Origin of the sequence: Salmonella sp. SAL04157 (assembly GCF_046551635.1) — a bacterium.
Classification (GTDB): domain Bacteria; phylum Pseudomonadota; class Gammaproteobacteria; order Enterobacterales; family Enterobacteriaceae; genus Salmonella; species Salmonella enterica.
In genome coordinates this window covers 29,135-46,516 of record NZ_JBGDVS010000004.1, presented here as the reverse complement: position 1 = coordinate 46,516, position 17,382 = coordinate 29,135, and the positions used below count along the sequence as shown (strand labels likewise).

The following is a 17,382-nucleotide window of genomic DNA, read 5'->3' as shown; positions in this document are numbered from 1 at the left end:
TGTCCCCCTTCCGCCATGGAAGGGGGCAACACTTTTCTGTGAAACCCCCCACAACTCCATACTTCTTTGCACTGTTTTGTGCATTTGCACAATGTCGAGACTTGTCATCTTCCTTATGCTTGTGCTCTGCTCACAGGAGGGATTTATGGCTGGCTGGCATCTTGATACCAAAATGGCGCAGGATATCGTGGCGCGCACTATGCGCATCATCGATACCAATATCAACGTAATGGATGCCCGCGGGCGCATTATCGGCAGCGGCGATCGGGAACGTATTGGTGAATTGCACGAAGGCGCGCTGTTAGTGCTGTCGCAGGGCCGGGTTGTGGATATCGACGACGCCGTGGCGCGACACCTGCACGGGGTGCGTCAGGGGATTAATCTTCCCTTACGCCTTGAGGGCGAAATTGTCGGCGTGATCGGCCTCACCGGCGAACCAGAGCATCTGCGTAAATATGGCGAACTGGTGTGTATGACTGCCGAAATGATGCTGGAGCAGTCGCGGTTAATGCACCTTTTGGCGCAGGATAGCCGTTTGCGCGAAGAGCTGGTGATGAACCTGATTCAGGCCGAAGAAAATACGCCGGCGCTGGTGGAATGGGCGCAGCGTTTGGGGATCGATTTGAACCAGCCACGTGTGGCGGCGGTGGTGGAAGTCGATAGCGGCCAGCTTGGCGTCGATAGCGCAATGGCGGAACTTCAGCAGTTGCAGAATGCGCTTACCACGCCGGAGCGTAACAACCTGATAGCCATTGTGTCTCTCACCGAGATGGTGGTGCTCAAACCCGCTTTAAACTCGTTTGGTCGTTGGGATGCTGAAGATCATCGTAAGCGCGTAGAGCAGCTTATCTCGCGAATGAAAGAGAATGGTCAGCTACGTTTTCGCGTGGCGCTGGGCAATTACTTTACCGGGCCGGGCAGTATTGCACGCTCATACCGCACGGCGCGCACCACGATGATGGTCGGCAAACAGCGGATGCCAGAAAGCCGCAGCTATTTTTATCAGGATTTGATGCTGCCGGTTCTGTTAGATAGCCTGCGTGGCGGCTGGCAGGCCAATGAGCTGGCGCGCCCGCTGGTAAAACTCAAAGCGATGGATAACAACGGATTATTACGTCGGACGCTGACGGCGTGGTTTCGCCATAATGTCCAGCCGCTGGCGACCTCTAAGGCACTGTTTATTCATCGTAACACGCTGGAATATCGGCTAAATCGTATTTCGGAACTGACCGGGCTGGATTTGGGAAATTTTGACGATCGGCTGTTGCTGTATGTGGCGCTACAGCTGGATGAACAGCGTTAAGTCCGGCAGCGCTTCGCTGACCAGAGCAGGGAGATTGGGCGAAGAGGTAGGCCGGATTAGGCAAAGCCGTCATCCGACAACGTAATCTCACAGCGCCCGAAGACGCTGTGATGGGGTGGGGTTAATTCGTGGTCAGGCGCTGCAATCCCCGCGCCGTGACCTGCCAGATCACGTGTTGCGGCTGCGGCCAGCTTTCGCCATTGAGCGGGTTGCGGATAACCGACTGATCTGCGCCCTCGGCATGAAAGACCTCAATCGTATAATCCTCATCCAGCCCGCAGACGTCAGTATAGCCGCCAAGCTGCACTGAACCTTTTATCGACTGACGGTAAACCACCGTACCGCGCGTATTATAAATCGTCACTGCCGCATATTCCGTTGCGAAGTCGCTATGCGGCACAATTGGGTATGCGGTAAAGATAAATTGTTGCGCACGGATGTCTATTTCCATACTGGCAAAACCATTTTCTTCCTTGCCAATAAGCTGCCAGCTGAATTTATCGCCATATAATGCGGCAGCATCGGAGGTATTTTTCTCTTCCGTTTGTTCCGGTGAGTCGACCTCCAGCCCATCGCCCACCACGCGCCAGCGGTTGTGTTTTTTCAGCGTGACGTTTTGCCCGGTCGTTTCATTGATGGCGCTGCAACGGTAAGGTTCGTCATGGAAGAGCTCAATGTACATTCCCGCTTGCAAAACAACCGTATCGCTATCGGCTGAATAGTGGGTGATGCCATCATAATGACGGCTATAGATAACCTCGCCGGACTCCTCCTTCACCGTGAGCGTGCTGTATGTCGCGGTATAGTAGGGATGAGGCTGCCCGGCCAGTGTTTCTATTGTCATGCGCTGTTGCCGATTATCGTAAGCAAGCTGGCAAAACGTTCTGTCGCCTTGTCCGCGTAACTGCAACGTCACGCCTTTACCGATGCCTTCGCCCGGCTCGCTGTTATCCGTCGGCAGCACATCAACGCTGTCGCGCATTAACGCGCTACGGGTCGGCTCTTCAATGTGGGAGAGCATCAGCCAGAGATCGTTTTTGCAAGCGGCATAAGGTTGCGCCATCAATGAAGGGCAGGCGCGGATAGCATCTGCGCGATGGATAAACATAGCCTGGAGATCTGCGGCAGGATCGTTGTTGAGCGAAAAATGATAAAGCCCTTCGCTATCAAGACGCAGTAACTGATATTTCGTCGACGAGACCAATGTCAGATAGCCCGGCGAGGCTTTCAGGCGGCCAGGCTCGGCATGATAAAGATAAAGATGGTAGTGGTCGCTAAACGGCACCACAATTTTTCCGGTGGCGCAGTTTGTTCCGTTCATCTTACGTTCAAAAACCTTTTCGCCGCTGGCGGTTAACACCGTTATGCTGGCGTATAAGGTATTCGCGAAGTAGCTGTGCGGCGTGGCTTTCGTGATGTCCAGAACTAATTGTCTGGCCTCATGATCCACGGCTAAACGGGCGAAGGGCATGTCGCCGTAGCCGAGGAAAATCAACTGCTCATTATGCGCGGCGCTGTCCTGCAAGGCGGTGAAATTAACGGTAAGCGCGTTTTCCCCTTCGCGGATAACCACATAGTCCGTGTCTGGGCGGTATTTCTGCGATCGCCCTTTGGGCAGGGTGAGATGGTAAATGCCAATGGGCAGGGGAGTTAACGTGAGCGTACTGTCGTTGACGGGCAATGTATACGTGTTGCCGGCGTTGTCGTGTAGCGTTAAGGCGCGTCCATAAAGTTGCTCCGGCTGATCGATATTAAGCGTTAGCGTGAGCGTTCCCGTTTTGTTCAGCGCCGCCAGCTCGGCGTTTTCAACCAGCCAGACAAAAGAGTCCAGTCCCAACTGCTGGCGCGCGCTTTCCCATTCGCGCTCCGGCAGCAGATCGTAAAGCGGCCAGACGGGTTTTACCGCCTGTGCGGCGATCTGCTCGCGGGTGAACGCATCGACCGGTAAGCCGCACAGCTGAATAAACGGCGCGACGTCATAACCTGAGGCTGTGGCGATGGCGTCCGCCAGCAGATCGGTCAGGCGATGCTCGCAGGGCAAAAAGTTTTCGCCAGCACCCAGCGCGCGGTAGTTCTGGTTAAACACCCGGAAGGCTTCTGTTCCGCCTTTAAATAACATCAGCATCAGAAATTGCAGACGGGGTCGGACGCCCCAGGCGCTAATCGGCGTGCGATTCCGCAGATAGGTAATGAATTGCAACTCCTGCTCAGACTGTCGCCCGTAATCATAGAGCCAGCCGTCGGTATAAAGATGGTTCCCCTGGTTCAGGTTAAGCTGCTGGAAAAACGCGGCGTAAATGTTGTTCCACACCTCACCGACTGGCAGGTCGACGTCATTCATAAAGACGCCCTGATAGCCGTGACCGATTTCATGCAGAATCGTCCACTGCGTGGCGACATTATCGATCCACCCCTGGCTTAATGTTGCTGCCGTTTGCGCGCACCACCAGGGGAGATAATAAGCCGCGCCGACGCCGTGTTTATCCGCTTTAATAAAATAGCGGTTAGCGACATTTTGATTAAGCGGCGAAGCAGGGCTATCGCTGAGACCAGTCCAGTCATTATAGGCGTCGATCACTCGCGTATAGTACGCATCCAGCGCGGTGATACCGGCGTTGATGACATTAGCGCGATCCGCCCAGGGCAGCAGAAAACGCACGCGGTCCAGTTCCAGTAGGGCAAAAGGCGACGCCTGTTCTTCCCAGGTCTGGAAAAAAGTGTCTTCGGATTGCCCCTTACGCCAGTGTGGCAAATTTTTATTGCTGGTTGGCTGTCGGTAGATCACCGAAAACTCGCCGCCCTGCGCAAAAAAGAGGGTATCAATAAAGGGAACGGAATCGACCGTTGTGCTGATCGTTTGCCAGTTGCCGTTCAGCGTAAGCGATTTCTCACACGCTGAGTCATTGCACAGCAGACGGAGTCTGGCGTTACCGGCGTTGTTATTTGGCTGGCGGATTTGCAGCTGCGTATTCGCTGGCAGAATAAATCCCAGCGCCTGGCGGTCGTGCTCGCGCCCCTTTTCAAATTTGATGTTATCCAGTCCGGGGGCCGCAGGCAGCGAATAACATGTTAGCGTGATTTCCTGAGTCATATAACCTCCATAAATAGGGAGGATGAACATAGCTTTTTATTTTTATTAATAAATACAGCAGGATAACGAAATGATATGTATTGAGCCGCTGTGAGGCATAGTGATGAAAAATGGTGGTAGCCGTGAGGCGGATGAGAGGGAGCAGCAGAGTGAGAGGGGCCCGAAATGAAGCCCCGGCAGCTTTTTTATTTGCGGGTAAGCTTGTCCAGATCGGCTTCGATTTCACTGATCTTATTCGCGACGACGCTTTCCAGGTGGCGCAAGTCGTCGAGGATCTTACGTTTGAGATCGAGTTCTGAGCGGTCGCGCTGGCAGATTTGGTCCAGCTCGTCAATCACATAGCGTAGGTTAGGGCTAATCTCCTGTACTTCTTTATAACCCTGACCGATGCCATCGGCCACCACCGTTTTACGCTGGCGTGGATACTTAAACTTCACGCTTTTAGCAAAGAATTCACCTCTATCCTTTTGAAAATAGATTTTCAGGATATCGTTATTGGCTTCTTGCCGCAGGCTGTAACGATCGATTTCCTCAGGATTGGTAATGCCCAGACTTTTTAGATTGTCATACATAGCGGTATCCTTCATCACACTATAACTTTTGAATAATTAACGAAAAGTTGGTTTTTCGCCACCAATGGATACAAAAAAAGCGCGGTTGATCGCAGAAGACGTCTCGGCAACGTCATGAGTAAAAGGGCGGTGGTTATTGATAGTTTAAGTAATTCAACGCGATATTCCGTTTATAGAGAAAGCGTTTGAGGTCAGTGTGGAAAATTGACCGGAGGTAGTGGTCGATAACCTTGAGAGGCGGAGTCTATGTCCGGAACGTATAATGCTACTATTCGCCGGGTGGTGATTTCCGCCTGGATAGGAAACTCCATTGAATATTATGATTTTCTATTATACGGCCTGGCAAGCGCGCTGGTATTTGGCCCGCTTTTTTTCCCTGGCGCCAGCCCATTGACTGCAACGTTATCTTCTTTTGCCAGTTTCGGCGTGGGATTTATTTCCCGGCCGCTGGGCGCGCTATTTTTTGGCAACAGGGGAGATACGCTTGGGCGTAAAAACACGTTATTAATCACGTTAGGGGGGATGGGCGCGGTCACGTTTCTCATCGGTTGCCTGCCTTCTTACGCCAGTATTGGCGCGCTGGCGCCTGCCTTACTGGTTATTCTGCGTTTTCTGCAGGGATTTATGGTTGGAGGCGAATGGGGAGGCGCCATGTTAATGGTCGTGGAATATGCTGCTGGAAAGCACCGGGGGCGGTTAAGCGCGCTATCGCAAACAGGAGGACTCACGGGACAATTATTGGCGACAGGCGCATTTATAGTCGTGACCCAATTACCGAAGGATGCGTTGTTATTGTGGGGATGGCGTATTCCTTTTCTGCTCAGTGCGCTTTTGGTGCTGCCTGGATTATATATGCGTCATCGTCTGGATGAGACGCCTGTCTTCCGTGCGTTTAAAAAGCAGCAGGCCATTAAGCATATGCAGCAAAAAGAAGAAAGGCCGGTGGTCAAAGTGGTACGAGAACAATGGCGCAGCATTTTGCTGATTATAATTCTACGTTTTGCGGAAAGCGTTCCCTTTTTTCTTGCCACCGTCTTCGCGGTTTCCTGGGCGACGACGCAGCTTGGGATTGCCAGCCTGACTATTCTGTACATTGTAATGTTCACCTGTCTGCTGGCGTATCCCATGCACGTGCTATTTGGCATCATGTCGGATCGGCGTGGCTGCCGTCAGGTGTATATTTTCGGCGCGCTTTTTGTCGCGGCAATGGCTTTTCCCTTTTTCTGGCTGCTGGAAAGCCGTTCGCTCATACTGATGACAATGGGCTACGTTCTGCTTATTAACATTGGTCATAATTCACTGAATGCCGTGCAACCTTCTTTTTTCGCCGGACTGTTTCATCCGCCTGTACGCTACAGCGGTTCATCAATTGGCGCTCAGTTGGGGGCGGTTGTGGCAGGGGGATTCACGCCGTTTATCGCTAAAGCGTTAAGCGCAGTCTATGATAACAGTTGGACTTTGGTTGCCGGTTATGTCGTTTTGACTGCGTTGGCTTCGGCATTTGCGGCAAAGATTGCGCCGGAAACCGTGTTACCGCATTCGCCGTAATGCAAAGGGGGGCTGTCGCCCCCGCTTTTCACTCGCTTAATCAATAGTGCGCAATAATTCGTTAATGCCCACTTTGCCACGCGTTTTGGCGTCGACTTTTTTCACGATCACCGCGCAGTACAAACTGTACTTACCGTCTTTTGACGGCAGGTTGCCGGAAACGACCACGGAGCCCGCCGGTACGCGGCCATAGTGAACTTCACCGGTTTCGCGATCGTAGATTTTGGTGCTCTGGCCGAGGTATACCCCCATGGAAATGACGGAACCTTCTTCGACAATGACGCCTTCCACGACTTCAGAACGCGCGCCAATAAAGCAGTTGTCTTCAATGATGGTCGGGTTAGCCTGCAGCGGCTCTAGTACGCCGCCGATACCCACGCCGCCGGAAAGGTGAACATTTTTACCAATCTGCGCGCAGGAACCCACCGTCGCCCAGGTATCAACCATGGTGCCTTCGTCAACGTAGGCGCCGATGTTAACGTAAGACGGCATCAGCACGGTGTTGCGGGCGATAAATGCGCCCTGACGAACGGCTGCAGGCGGAACGACGCGGAAGCCTTCTTTCTGAAAACGCGCTTCGTCGTAATCAGCGAATTTCATCGGGACTTTATCGAAGTAGCGGCTTTCCGCACCGTCGATAACCTGGTTATCGTTAATACGGAAAGAGAGCAGAACCGCTTTCTTCAACCACTGGTGAGTGACCCACTGACCGTCGATTTTTTCTGCGACACGCAGCGCGCCGGAATCAAGTAGAGAAATGACCTGGTTTACCGCCTCTCGGGTCACGGTATCTACATTAACCGGCGTAATATCGGCGCGGCGCTCAAAAGCGGTCTCAATAACGTTCTGTAACTGCTGCATTGTTAAACTCTTTCATATAAATAAACACACTACCCTTTATCGTTTGGATTGAGGGCCGCTGTCAACCGTTGTTGCACCTCAAGTTGCAGCACATTATTAAGTGCGCGCCGATCCGCTGTGGCGATTATGAATAAATCTTCTACTCGTTCACCAATGGTTGTAATTCGGGCGCCATGAAGCGAAATTCCCAGATCGGCAAAAATTTGTCCGACCCTGGCCAGCAGACCAGGTTGATCGAGCGCGATCAATTCCATGAATGATTTTCTGTCGGTATGGGTGGGCAAAAAATTGACTTCCGTTTCGACCGTAAAGTGCCGTAACTTTGCCGGTTGCCGACGCGGCTGCGGCGGCTGCCAGCTACGCTGCGTAATGGTCTGTTCAAGACCGGTGCGAATAACGTCATGGCGATCCGCCGCCAGCGGGCTGCCGTCTGGTTCCAGAACGATAAACGTATCCATTGCCATGCCGTCGCGAGTGGTAAAGATCTGCGCGTCATGGACGCTTAAATTACGCCTGTCCAGCTCGGCGCAGACGGCGGCAAACAGATAGGGTCTGTCCGGACTCCAGATAAAAATTTCGGTTCCGCCGCGCGTGGCTTGCGGACTGAGCAACACTAACGGTTGGCTCAGATCGTGCTGCAATAAATGGCGTGCGTGCCAGGCGAGCTGATTTGGACTATGACGAACAAAATAGTTAGCGCGACAGCGGGTCCAGATTTTGTGCAGCGCGGCTTCATCAATATTGTCCATTCGCAGCAGCGCCAGCGCCTGAAGCTGATGGTGACGCACGCGCTCACGCATATCCGGCGTATTTTGCATTCCACGTCTGAGCTGTTTTTCAGTGGCGAAGTACAGCTCGCGCAGCAGGCTCTGTTTCCAGCTATTCCACAAGGTTTCGTTGGTCGCGCAGATGTCCGCGACGGTCAGGCAGACCAGAAAACGCAGCCGTGTTTCGGTTTGCACCTCTTCGGCGAACTGCTTGATGACTTCCGGATCCTGGATGTCGCGGCGCTGGGCGGTGACTGACATCAGCAGGTGTTGGCGCACCAGCCAGGCGACCAGTTGCGTTTCGCGTGAGTTCAAACCGTGCAGTTCGGCGAAGGTGAGTACATCCTGCGCGCCCAGTACCGAATGGTCGCCGCCGCGTCCTTTCGCAATATCGTGGAACAGCGCGGCGATCAGGATCAGTTCCGGATGGGGAAGCCGCGGCCAGAGATCGACGCATAGCGGATGGCGCTGGCGCGTCTCTTCTTTCGCGAAGCTCTCCAGTTTGAGCATTACGCGGATGGTGTGTTCATCCACCGTGTATGCGTGGAACAGGTCAAACTGCATTTGTCCGACGATGTGCGACCACTGCGGCATATAAGCCCACAGTACGCTGTGGCGATGCATAGGCAGCAGGCCGCGGCTGACCGCGCCGGGATGGCGCAGCATACTAAGAAACAGAGTGCGCGCCTCCGGGATGTAACACAGCGGTTGGCTCAGGTGGCGGCGGGCGTGGCGCAAATGGCGTAACGTCGTAGAGTAGATGCCGGTGATCGCGCTATTGCGCACCATCATATAAAACATGCGCAGGATCGCTTGCGGTTCGCGGATAAACAGCGTGTCGTCACGCAGATCAATGAGCGTGCCGCGCAGTTGAAACTCATCGTCAACAGGACGTGGTTTTTCATCCGCAGGCAGCGCCAGAATCGCCTCGTCAAATAGCTGAAGCAGCATCTGATTAAGTTCGCTCACCCGGCGCGTAACCCGGAAGTAGTCTTTCATCATCCGCTCAACCGGATCATTGCCCTCGCCGCTGTAGTTAAGGCGTTGAGCGACGCTTAACTGGCGGTCGAATAGCAGGCGGTTATCGTAGCGGCTGACCACCAGATGTAGCGCAAAGCGAATGCGCCACAGGATATGCAGGCACTCGTTGAGCTCCGCGCGCTCTGCGGGGGTTAAAAAGCCGAATCCCACCATCTCATCGAGCGAGGTAGCGCCGAAGTGACGTCGGGCGACCCACTGCAATGTATGGATATCGCGCAGGCCGCCGGGGCTGCTTTTAATATCCGGCTCCAGATTATAGCTGGTGCCGTGATAGCGCTGGTGGCGCTGGTTCTGCTCTTCTACTTTGGCGGCGTAAAATTTGTCGGACGGCCAAAAACCTTCGCTGAAAATATGTTTTTGCAGTGCCAGAAACAGAGCAACATCACCGATCAGCAGGCGCGTTTCGATGAGGTTTGTCGCAACGGTTAAATCAGACAGACCTTCCAGCAGACACTCTTCCAGCGTACGTACGCTATGCCCGACATCCAGCTTGACGTCCCATAATAAAGTCAGCAGCTCGCCGACCTTTTGTGCCTGTTCATCGGGCAGCTTTTTGCGGCTTAAAATGAGCAGATCAATATCGGAAAGCGGATGCAGTTCGCCGCGTCCATAGCCGCCGACGGCGACCAGCGCCAGATCGGCAATCTGACCGAAACCGGCCTCAATCCACAGGCGTTGCAACAACTGGTCGATAAATTCGGTTCGGGCTTCAATAAGCTGTTCAGCACAAATGCCGCTGTCAAATGCCTCTCCCAGCCAGTGTTGAAAGATGTCGATGCGGGCTTTGATACCGGCGACGGTCAGTTCAGCGCGCGGCCAGACGCCAGGGTTTTGCGGCTGGTCAGGGAGGGTGGGGAGTGCGGTATTCGCGTGCTGTTCAGGAAGAGTATTCATATGCGCCACCCATTAAAAAGCCGGATAATGGCGTGAACGCCTTATCCGGCCTACGTATTTACTCTTCATCCTTCAAGTTGCTTCTACGTTGGCTGCGCTCGTTCACTCCAGTCACGTACTTATGTACGCTCCTGAAGATTCACTCTCTTGCCGCCTTGAGGCAACTCGAATGATTTTGAGTAAAGGTGTAATTTGTAGGCCTGATAAGATGCGAAGGCATCGCCATCAGGCAAAACATTATTCGTCGTGTGTGATGATCGCCGGGATGGTGTCATCTTTACGCAGCGTCAGAATTTCACAGCCGTTTTCCGTTACCACAATAGTATGCTCGTACTGAGCAGACAAGCTGCGGTCTTTGGTTTTTACCGTCCAGCCGTCTTTCATGGTGCGGATACGGTAATCCCCGGCGTTCAGCATCGGTTCAATGGTAAAGGTCATGCCAGGCTGCAACACGACGCCGCCATCGTCTGCATCATAATGCAGCACCTGCGGTTCTTCATGGAAGCCGCGACCAATACCGTGTCCGCAGTATTCACGTACCACGGAGAAACCTTCGCCTTCGGCATATTTCTGGATGGCGGCGCCAATGGTGCGCAGGCGGATGCCCGGTTTCACCATTTTGATGCCCAGATACAGGCTCTCTTGCGTGACGCGGCACAGACGCTCGCCCAGAATGGTCGGTTTGCCGACGATAAACATCTTCGAGGTATCGCCGTGGAATTCATCTTTAATCACGGTCACGTCGATGTTGACGATATCACCATCTTTCAAATGTTTAGCGTCATCCGGAATGCCGTGGCACACCACTTCATTAATAGAGATACAGACGGATTTCGGATAGCCGTGGTAGCCGAGGCAGGCGGAGATCGCGTGTTGTTCGTTAACGATGTAATCGTTACAGATACGGTCCAGTTCGCCGGTGGTGACGCCCGGTTTGATATACGGTTCGATCATTTCCAGCACTTCGGCTGCCAGACGGCCCGCGACGCGCATTTTTTCGATGTCTTCAGATGTCTTGATAGAGATAGCCATGAATTCTGTCCATCAGTGCCGATGATTTCGGCAATAATTGTGTAAGTGCTGACAATGGTATCAGTCAGGGGTGTACCCTGCCAAATTGAGAATCATTCTGAACTTCGCCTTTCGTGCCACAGGTGCGTTGGCGACATTTTTTCACCCCAGTCACTTATTAGCCGTAAGCTCCAGGGGATGCAAAAATTTGCCGCCTGCTTGTAACACGAAATTCATCGTTCAATTCAGCATTGAGTGCCAACAATTATTGGTGTCGGTGGCGTATTTGTGGTATAAAGCGCGCCGGACTTCCGATCCATTCGAAGACTACACACGATGAACGGGAGCGACAAATCTCACTTTGTGTAACAACACACACGTATCGGCACATATTCCGGGGTGCCCTTTGGGGTCGGTAATATGGGATACGTGGAGGCATAACCCCAACTTAATCTATAGAGGTTTTAAATCATGGCAACTGTTTCCATGCGCGACATGCTCAAGGCTGGTGTTCACTTTGGTCACCAGACCCGTTACTGGAACCCGAAAATGAAGCCTTTCATCTTCGGCGCGCGTAACAAAGTTCACATCATCAACCTTGAGAAAACTGTACCGATGTTCAACGAAGCTCTGGCTGAACTGAACAAGATCTCTGCTCGTAAAGGTAAAATCCTTTTCGTTGGTACTAAACGCGCTGCAAGCGAAGCGGTGAAAGAAGCTGCTAACAGCTGCGACCAGTTCTTCGTGAACCATCGCTGGCTGGGCGGTATGCTGACTAACTGGAAAACAGTTCGTCAGTCCATCAAACGTCTGAAAGACCTGGAAACTCAGTCTCAGGACGGTACTTTCGAAAAGCTGACCAAGAAAGAAGCGCTGATGCGTACTCGTGAGCTTGAGAAACTGGAAAACAGCCTGGGCGGTATCAAAGACATGGGCGGTCTGCCGGACGCTCTGTTCGTTATCGATGCTGACCACGAGCACATTGCTATCAAAGAAGCGAACAACCTGGGTATCCCGGTATTTGCTATCGTTGATACCAACTCTGATCCGGACGGCGTTGACTTCGTTATCCCGGGTAACGATGACGCAATCCGTGCTGTTAGCCTGTACCTGGGCGCTGTCGCTGCAACCGTTCGTGAAGGCCGTTCTCAGGATCTGGCTTCCCAGGCGGAAGAAAGCTTCGTAGAAGCCGAGTAATAAGGCTTGATAACTCCCTAAAATAGTTCGAGTTGCAGGAAGGCGGCAAGCTCGAGAATTCCCGGGAGCTTACATCAGTAAGTGACCGGGATGAGCGAGTGAAGGCAACGCACCTGCGGCTCGAAATATGAAGGGGAGAGCCCTTATAGACCAGGTAGTATCACGTTTGGTTAGGGGGCCTGTATATGGCCCCCTTTTTCACTTTTATATCTGTGCGGTTTGATGCCGGGCAGATCAAATCTTTCGAGGATTTTAGAATGGCTGAAATTACCGCATCCCTGGTAAAAGAGCTGCGTGAGCGTACTGGCGCAGGCATGATGGATTGCAAAAAAGCGCTGACTGAAGCGAATGGCGACATTGAGCTGGCAATCGAAAACATGCGTAAGTCCGGCGCTATCAAAGCGGCGAAAAAAGCAGGCAACGTGGCTGCTGACGGCGTAATCAAAACCAAAATCGACGGTAACGTCGCTTTCATTCTGGAAGTTAACTGCCAGACTGACTTCGTGGCTAAAGATGCTGGCTTCCAGGCATTTGCTGACAAAGTGCTGGACGCCGCTGTTGCTGGCAAAATCACTGACGTAGAAGTCCTGAAAGCGCAGTTCGAAGAAGAGCGCGTTGCTCTGGTAGCGAAAATTGGCGAGAACATCAACATTCGTCGCGTCGCTTCCCTGGAAGGCGACGTTCTGGGTTCTTACCAGCACGGTGCGCGCATCGGCGTTCTGGTTGCTGCTAAAGGCGCTGACGAAGAGCTGGTTAAACAGCTGGCGATGCACGTTGCGGCAAGCAAGCCGGAATTCGTTAAGCCGGAAGACGTGTCTGCTGACGTGGTAGAGAAAGAGTACCAGGTACAGCTGGACATCGCGATGCAGTCCGGTAAGCCGAAAGAAATCGCAGAGAAAATGGTTGAAGGCCGCATGAAGAAATTCACCGGCGAAGTTTCTCTGACTGGTCAGCCTTTCGTCATGGAACCGAGCAAATCTGTTGGCCAACTGCTGAAAGAGCACAACGCTGACGTGACTGGCTTCATCCGCTTTGAAGTGGGCGAAGGCATTGAGAAAGTCGAGACTGACTTTGCAGCAGAAGTTGCTGCGATGTCTAAGCAGTCCTGATTTTCCTGAGGAGCCGCCTGAGGGCGGCTTCTTTTTGCGCCTCTCTTGTAAAATCAGCCGACGCCTGGCGTCTGCGCTGAAATGCGACGTACAATGTCGCCGGAATTAACTCATATCAATCGTTGACAGTCTCAGGAAAGAAACATGGCTACCAATGCAAAACCCGTCTATAAACGCATTCTGCTTAAATTAAGCGGCGAAGCTCTGCAGGGTACGGAAGGCTTCGGTATTGATGCAAGCATACTGGATCGTATGGCTCAGGAGATCAAAGAACTGGTTGAACTGGGTATTCAGGTTGGTGTGGTGATTGGCGGTGGTAACCTGTTCCGTGGCGCAGGTCTGGCAAAAGCGGGGATGAACCGCGTTGTGGGCGACCACATGGGCATGTTGGCCACCGTCATGAACGGCCTGGCAATGCGTGATGCGCTTCACCGCGCCTATGTGAACGCCCGCCTGATGTCGGCAATTCCTTTAAACGGCGTATGCGACAACTACAGTTGGGCCGAGGCTATTAGCCTGCTGCGTAATAACCGTGTTGTGATTCTGTCTGCAGGTACGGGTAACCCGTTCTTCACTACCGACTCTGCGGCCTGTCTGCGCGGGATCGAAATTGAAGCGGATGTCGTACTGAAAGCGACCAAAGTGGATGGCGTATTCACTGCCGATCCGGCAAAAGATCCTTCCGCGACCATGTACGATCAGCTGACCTACAGCGAAGTGTTGGATAAAGAGCTGAAAGTGATGGATCTGGCGGCGTTCACGCTGGCTCGTGACCACAAACTGCCGATTCGTGTTTTCAACATGAACAAACCGGGCGCGCTGCGTCGTGTGGTGATGGGCGAAAAAGAAGGGACGTTAATCACGGAATAATTCCCGTGAGCGCCAAATACGGGTAAGATTCTGTTCTATTGACGGGTCTTATTACCTGGCAGAAATTAAACGAGACTATACTTAGCACATCTTTGTATTGTGTGACCGTCTGGTCTGACTGAGACTAGTTTTCAAGGATTCGTAACGTGATTAGCGATATCAGAAAAGATGCTGAAGTACGCATGGAAAAATGCGTTGAAGCGTTCAAAACCCAAATCAGCAAAGTGCGCACGGGTCGTGCTTCTCCCAGCCTGCTGGATGGTATTGTCGTAGAATACTATGGCACTCCGACCCCGCTGCGCCAGTTGGCAAGCGTAACAGTAGAAGACTCCCGTACCTTAAAAATTAACGTGTTTGACCGTTCTATGGGACCAGCCGTTGAAAAAGCGATCATGGCGTCAGACCTCGGTTTGAATCCAAGCTCTGCGGGCACCGACATTCGCGTTCCGCTGCCGCCGCTGACCGAAGAACGTCGTAAAGATCTGACGAAAATTGTCCGTGGCGAAGCGGAGCAGGCGCGTGTCGCCGTTCGTAACGTCCGCCGTGATGCGAACGATAAAGTAAAAGCTCTGCTGAAAGATAAAGCGATCAGTGAAGATGACGATCGTCGCTCTCAGGAAGAAGTACAGAAAATGACCGACGCGGCAATTAAGAAAGTTGATGCGGCGTTGGCAGATAAAGAAGCAGAACTGATGCAGTTCTGATTGATCTGTACGCAGATATAAACTCATTCCACCGCTAAACCTGGCGGATGAGTGGTGTACAAAGCGCCGCGCAGAAGACATTATCAGGTCTCCTGTGCGGCGTTTTGCTTTTTATTCCGTTTCAACACTTCTGGACGTTTCATGAAGCAATTAACCATTCTGGGCTCGACCGGCTCTATTGGTTGCAGCACACTGGACGTGGTGCGCCATAATCCTGATAGCTTCCGCGTTATCGCGCTGGTGGCGGGTAAAAATGTCGCCCGCATGGCGGAGCAGTGCCTGGAGTTCTCGCCGCGTTATGCCGTGATGGACGATACGTCGAGCGCAGAACAGCTCAAAATAATGCTTCAGCAGCATGGCAGCCGCACCGAGGTTCTGAGCGGTCAGCAGGCTGCCTGTGAGATGGCGGCGCTTGATGAGGTCGGGCATGTGATGGCGGCCATTGTGGGCGCGGCTGGTTTACTGCCGACCCTGGCGGCGATCCGCGCAGGGAAGACGATTCTGCTGGCGAATAAAGAATCGCTGGTGACCTGCGGGCGGCTGTTTATGGACGAAGTAAAACGCAGCAACGCCCGGCTTTTACCCGTCGATAGCGAACATAACGCGATTTTTCAGAGTTTGCCGCAATCTATTCAGCATAATCTGGGATACGCTGACCTTGAGCAAAATGGTGTAACGTCGATTTTGCTTACCGGGTCTGGTGGCCCGTTTCGTGAAACGCCAATGTGCGATCTGGCAGCGATGACGCCGGATCAGGCATGTCGTCATCCGAACTGGTCGATGGGGCGGAAAATCTCCGTCGACTCCGCCACCATGATGAATAAAGGTCTGGAATACATTGAAGCGCGTTGGTTATTTAATGCCAGCGCACGTCAGATGGAAGTGTTGATCCATCCGCAATCGGTCATTCATTCGATGGTGCGTTATCAGGACGGCAGCGTCCTGGCGCAGCTTGGAGAACCTGACATGCGTACGCCTATTGCGCATACGATGGCATGGCCGAATCGCGTCGCGTCCGGCGCGCAGCCGCTCGATTTTTGCAAACTCAGCGCGCTGACGTTTAGCGCGCCAGATTATCAGCGTTATCCATGCCTGAAGCTGGCGATGGAGGCGTTTGAGCAAGGTCAGGCGGCAACGACGGCGCTCAATGCGGCAAACGAAATCACCGTTGCCGCGTTTCTGGCGCAACAGATTCGTTTTACCGATATCGCCGGGCTCAATTTAGCGGTGCTGGAGAGGATGGATTTACAGGAACCGGCAAGCGTTGAGGACGTATTGCAGGTTGACGCCATCGCGCGTGAAGTAGCCAGAAAACAAGTGATACGGCTCTCACGCTGACGATTATCCCGCGACAGAAGATCGTGCTATTTGTTAGCGTTGGGCTTCGGTGATATAGTCTGCGCCACCTGATCGCAGGTTTTTGGCTTTTTTCGGTCAGGTTAGCCGTGGTTTTACACGGCTTTTTTGTGGATACACAAAATCATTCAGGACGCATCGGGACGGCAGGCGAATACGTTCCCGGCGTGCGCAGACAGCGCACGACAGGGGCGATGACGCGCAGCCATCCGCGAAGCGGACCGAAGAGAATGTGTATAAAGGCTTCAGTATTCCTGAGTACCGCTAAATCCTTTCAGGGACAAAAAACGCGTTATGTTGTCTGCAACTCAACCAGTAAGCGAAAATTTGCCAGCGCATGGCTGCCGTCATGTTGCAATAATTATGGATGGCAATGGTCGCTGGGCGAAAAAGCAAGGGAAGATCCGGGCCTTTGGGCATAAAGCCGGGGCGAAGTCCGTCCGGCGAGCGGTCTCTTTTGCTGCCAATAACGGTATTGATGCGTTAACGCTGTATGCCTTTAGTAGTGAAAACTGGAACCGACCGGCGCAGGAAGTGAGCGCGTTAATGGAGCTGTTTGTGTGGGCGCTGGATAGCGAAGTCAAAAGCCTGCACCGCCATAACGTTCGCCTGCGTATTATCGGCGATATCAGCCGATTCAACTCACGTTTACAAGAACGTATTCGCAAATCAGAAGCGCTTACCGCCCATAATACGGGTCTAACGCTGAATATCGCTGCGAATTACGGCGGACGTTGGGATATTGTCCAGGGAGTCCGACAACTGGCGGAACAGGTGCAGGCTGGAGTGCTGCGCCCCGATCAGATTGATGAAGAGAGACTAGGCCAGCAAATCTGTATGCATGAGCTGGCGCCTGTGGATTTAGTAATTAGGACTGGGGGAGAGCATCGCATTAGTAACTTTTTGCTTTGGCAAATTGCCTATGCCGAACTTTACTTTACGGATGTTCTTTGGCCCGATTTCGATGAACAAGACTTTGAAGGTGCGCTGCATGCCTTTGCTAATCGAGAGCGTCGTTTCGGCGGTACCGAGCCTGGTGATGACAAAGCCTGATGGGG

General features: G+C 52.9%; 13 protein-coding genes. 8 read left to right on the top strand and 5 right to left on the bottom strand.

The window, feature by feature from the left end; all coding sequences use genetic code 11:
• The first annotated feature begins 145 nt into the window (after positions 1-145).
• The gene (gene cdaR, locus ACLJRE_RS10050; RefSeq protein WP_000929420.1) at positions 146-1,303 is read left to right on the top strand and encodes a DNA-binding transcriptional regulator CdaR; all 1,158 of its coding nucleotides are present in this window, start codon (positions 146-148) and stop codon (positions 1,301-1,303) included.
• Positions 1,304-1,424: 121 nt separating this feature from the next.
• Here cdaR and ACLJRE_RS10045 read toward each other — a convergent pair whose 3' ends face one another.
• Complete coding sequence (locus tag ACLJRE_RS10045) at positions 1,425-4,394, bottom strand: putative mucin/carbohydrate-binding domain-containing protein (protein WP_023212424.1); 2,970 nt, start codon at positions 4,392-4,394, stop codon at positions 1,425-1,427.
• Between the two features lie 185 nt (positions 4,395-4,579).
• Positions 4,580-4,966, bottom strand: coding sequence for a DUF3461 family protein (locus ACLJRE_RS10040; protein WP_000272193.1), 387 nt, complete (start codon positions 4,964-4,966; stop codon positions 4,580-4,582).
• Between the two features lie 246 nt (positions 4,967-5,212).
• Between ACLJRE_RS10040 and ACLJRE_RS10035 the strand changes: the two genes are divergently transcribed.
• Entirely contained in the window at positions 5,213-6,514 is a 1,302-nt protein-coding gene (locus ACLJRE_RS10035; RefSeq protein WP_000017175.1) for an MFS transporter, read from the top strand.
• A 36-nt stretch (positions 6,515-6,550) separates the two neighbouring features.
• On the opposite strand, the gene dapD is transcribed toward ACLJRE_RS10035, so the two are convergent.
• The 3 genes from dapD to map all read right to left on the bottom strand — a co-directional run bounded on the left by dapD (position 6,551) and on the right by map (position 11,109).
• A complete protein-coding gene (gene dapD, locus ACLJRE_RS10030; protein ID WP_001186676.1) occupies positions 6,551-7,375 on the bottom strand; it encodes a 2,3,4,5-tetrahydropyridine-2,6-dicarboxylate N-succinyltransferase in 825 nt (274 codons plus the stop codon).
• 29 nt (positions 7,376-7,404) lie between these two features.
• Complete coding sequence (glnD, locus tag ACLJRE_RS10025; RefSeq protein ID WP_001094523.1) at positions 7,405-10,077, bottom strand: bifunctional uridylyltransferase/uridylyl-removing protein GlnD; 2,673 nt, start codon at positions 10,075-10,077, stop codon at positions 7,405-7,407.
• 237 nt (positions 10,078-10,314) lie between these two features.
• Positions 10,315-11,109: a type I methionyl aminopeptidase gene (gene map, locus ACLJRE_RS10020; RefSeq protein ID WP_001018214.1), complete on the bottom strand. Its 795-nt coding sequence runs from the start codon at positions 11,107-11,109 to the stop codon at positions 10,315-10,317.
• A gap of 450 nt (positions 11,110-11,559) precedes the next feature.
• Between map and rpsB the strand changes: the two genes are divergently transcribed.
• The 6 genes from rpsB (at position 11,560) to ispU (ending at position 17,377) form a co-directional block, all read left to right on the top strand.
• The gene (rpsB, locus tag ACLJRE_RS10015; RefSeq protein WP_000246886.1) at positions 11,560-12,285 is read left to right on the top strand and encodes a 30S ribosomal protein S2; all 726 of its coding nucleotides are present in this window, start codon (positions 11,560-11,562) and stop codon (positions 12,283-12,285) included.
• Positions 12,286-12,542: 257 nt separating this feature from the next.
• Positions 12,543-13,394 carry a translation elongation factor Ts gene (gene tsf, locus ACLJRE_RS10010; protein ID WP_000808106.1) on the top strand — a complete coding sequence of 284 codons (852 nt, stop codon included), beginning with the start codon at positions 12,543-12,545 and terminating at the stop codon, positions 13,392-13,394.
• A 144-nt stretch (positions 13,395-13,538) separates the two neighbouring features.
• Entirely contained in the window at positions 13,539-14,264 is a 726-nt protein-coding gene (gene pyrH, locus ACLJRE_RS10005; protein WP_000224567.1) for a UMP kinase, read from the top strand.
• Positions 14,265-14,410: 146 nt separating this feature from the next.
• Complete coding sequence (frr, locus tag ACLJRE_RS10000; protein WP_000622423.1) at positions 14,411-14,968, top strand: ribosome recycling factor; 558 nt, start codon at positions 14,411-14,413, stop codon at positions 14,966-14,968.
• A 141-nt stretch (positions 14,969-15,109) separates the two neighbouring features.
• Entirely contained in the window at positions 15,110-16,306 is a 1,197-nt protein-coding gene (gene ispC / locus ACLJRE_RS09995; protein WP_000811899.1) for a 1-deoxy-D-xylulose-5-phosphate reductoisomerase, read from the top strand.
• A 312-nt stretch (positions 16,307-16,618) separates the two neighbouring features.
• Entirely contained in the window at positions 16,619-17,377 is a 759-nt protein-coding gene (gene ispU, locus ACLJRE_RS09990; RefSeq protein ID WP_000947413.1) for a (2E,6E)-farnesyl-diphosphate-specific ditrans,polycis-undecaprenyl-diphosphate synthase, read from the top strand.
• Positions 17,378-17,382 lie beyond the last annotated feature (5 nt).

What these genes read in the sequence shown, in the direction of transcription:
- ACLJRE_RS10035 (WP_000017175.1), top strand. Translation starts at nt 5,213, where the DNA reads ATGTCCGGAACGTATAATGCTACTATTCGCCGGGTGGTGATTTCCGCC.
- pyrH (WP_000224567.1), top strand. Translation starts at nt 13,539, where the DNA reads ATGGCTACCAATGCAAAACCCGTCTATAAACGCATTCTGCTTAAATTA.
- ACLJRE_RS10040 (WP_000272193.1), bottom strand. Translation starts at nt 4,966, where the DNA reads ATGTATGACAATCTAAAAAGTCTGGGCATTACCAATCCTGAGGAAATC.
- rpsB (WP_000246886.1), top strand. Translation starts at nt 11,560, where the DNA reads ATGGCAACTGTTTCCATGCGCGACATGCTCAAGGCTGGTGTTCACTTT.
- tsf (WP_000808106.1), top strand. Translation starts at nt 12,543, where the DNA reads ATGGCTGAAATTACCGCATCCCTGGTAAAAGAGCTGCGTGAGCGTACT.
- dapD (WP_001186676.1), bottom strand. Translation starts at nt 7,375, where the DNA reads ATGCAGCAGTTACAGAACGTTATTGAGACCGCTTTTGAGCGCCGCGCC.
- cdaR (WP_000929420.1), top strand. Translation starts at nt 146, where the DNA reads ATGGCTGGCTGGCATCTTGATACCAAAATGGCGCAGGATATCGTGGCG.
- ACLJRE_RS10045 (WP_023212424.1), bottom strand. Translation starts at nt 4,394, where the DNA reads ATGACTCAGGAAATCACGCTAACATGTTATTCGCTGCCTGCGGCCCCC.
- ispU (WP_000947413.1), top strand. Translation starts at nt 16,619, where the DNA reads ATGTTGTCTGCAACTCAACCAGTAAGCGAAAATTTGCCAGCGCATGGC.
- glnD (WP_001094523.1), bottom strand. Translation starts at nt 10,077, where the DNA reads ATGAATACTCTTCCTGAACAGCACGCGAATACCGCACTCCCCACCCTC.
- ispC (WP_000811899.1), top strand. Translation starts at nt 15,110, where the DNA reads ATGAAGCAATTAACCATTCTGGGCTCGACCGGCTCTATTGGTTGCAGC.
- map (WP_001018214.1), bottom strand. Translation starts at nt 11,109, where the DNA reads ATGGCTATCTCTATCAAGACATCTGAAGACATCGAAAAAATGCGCGTC.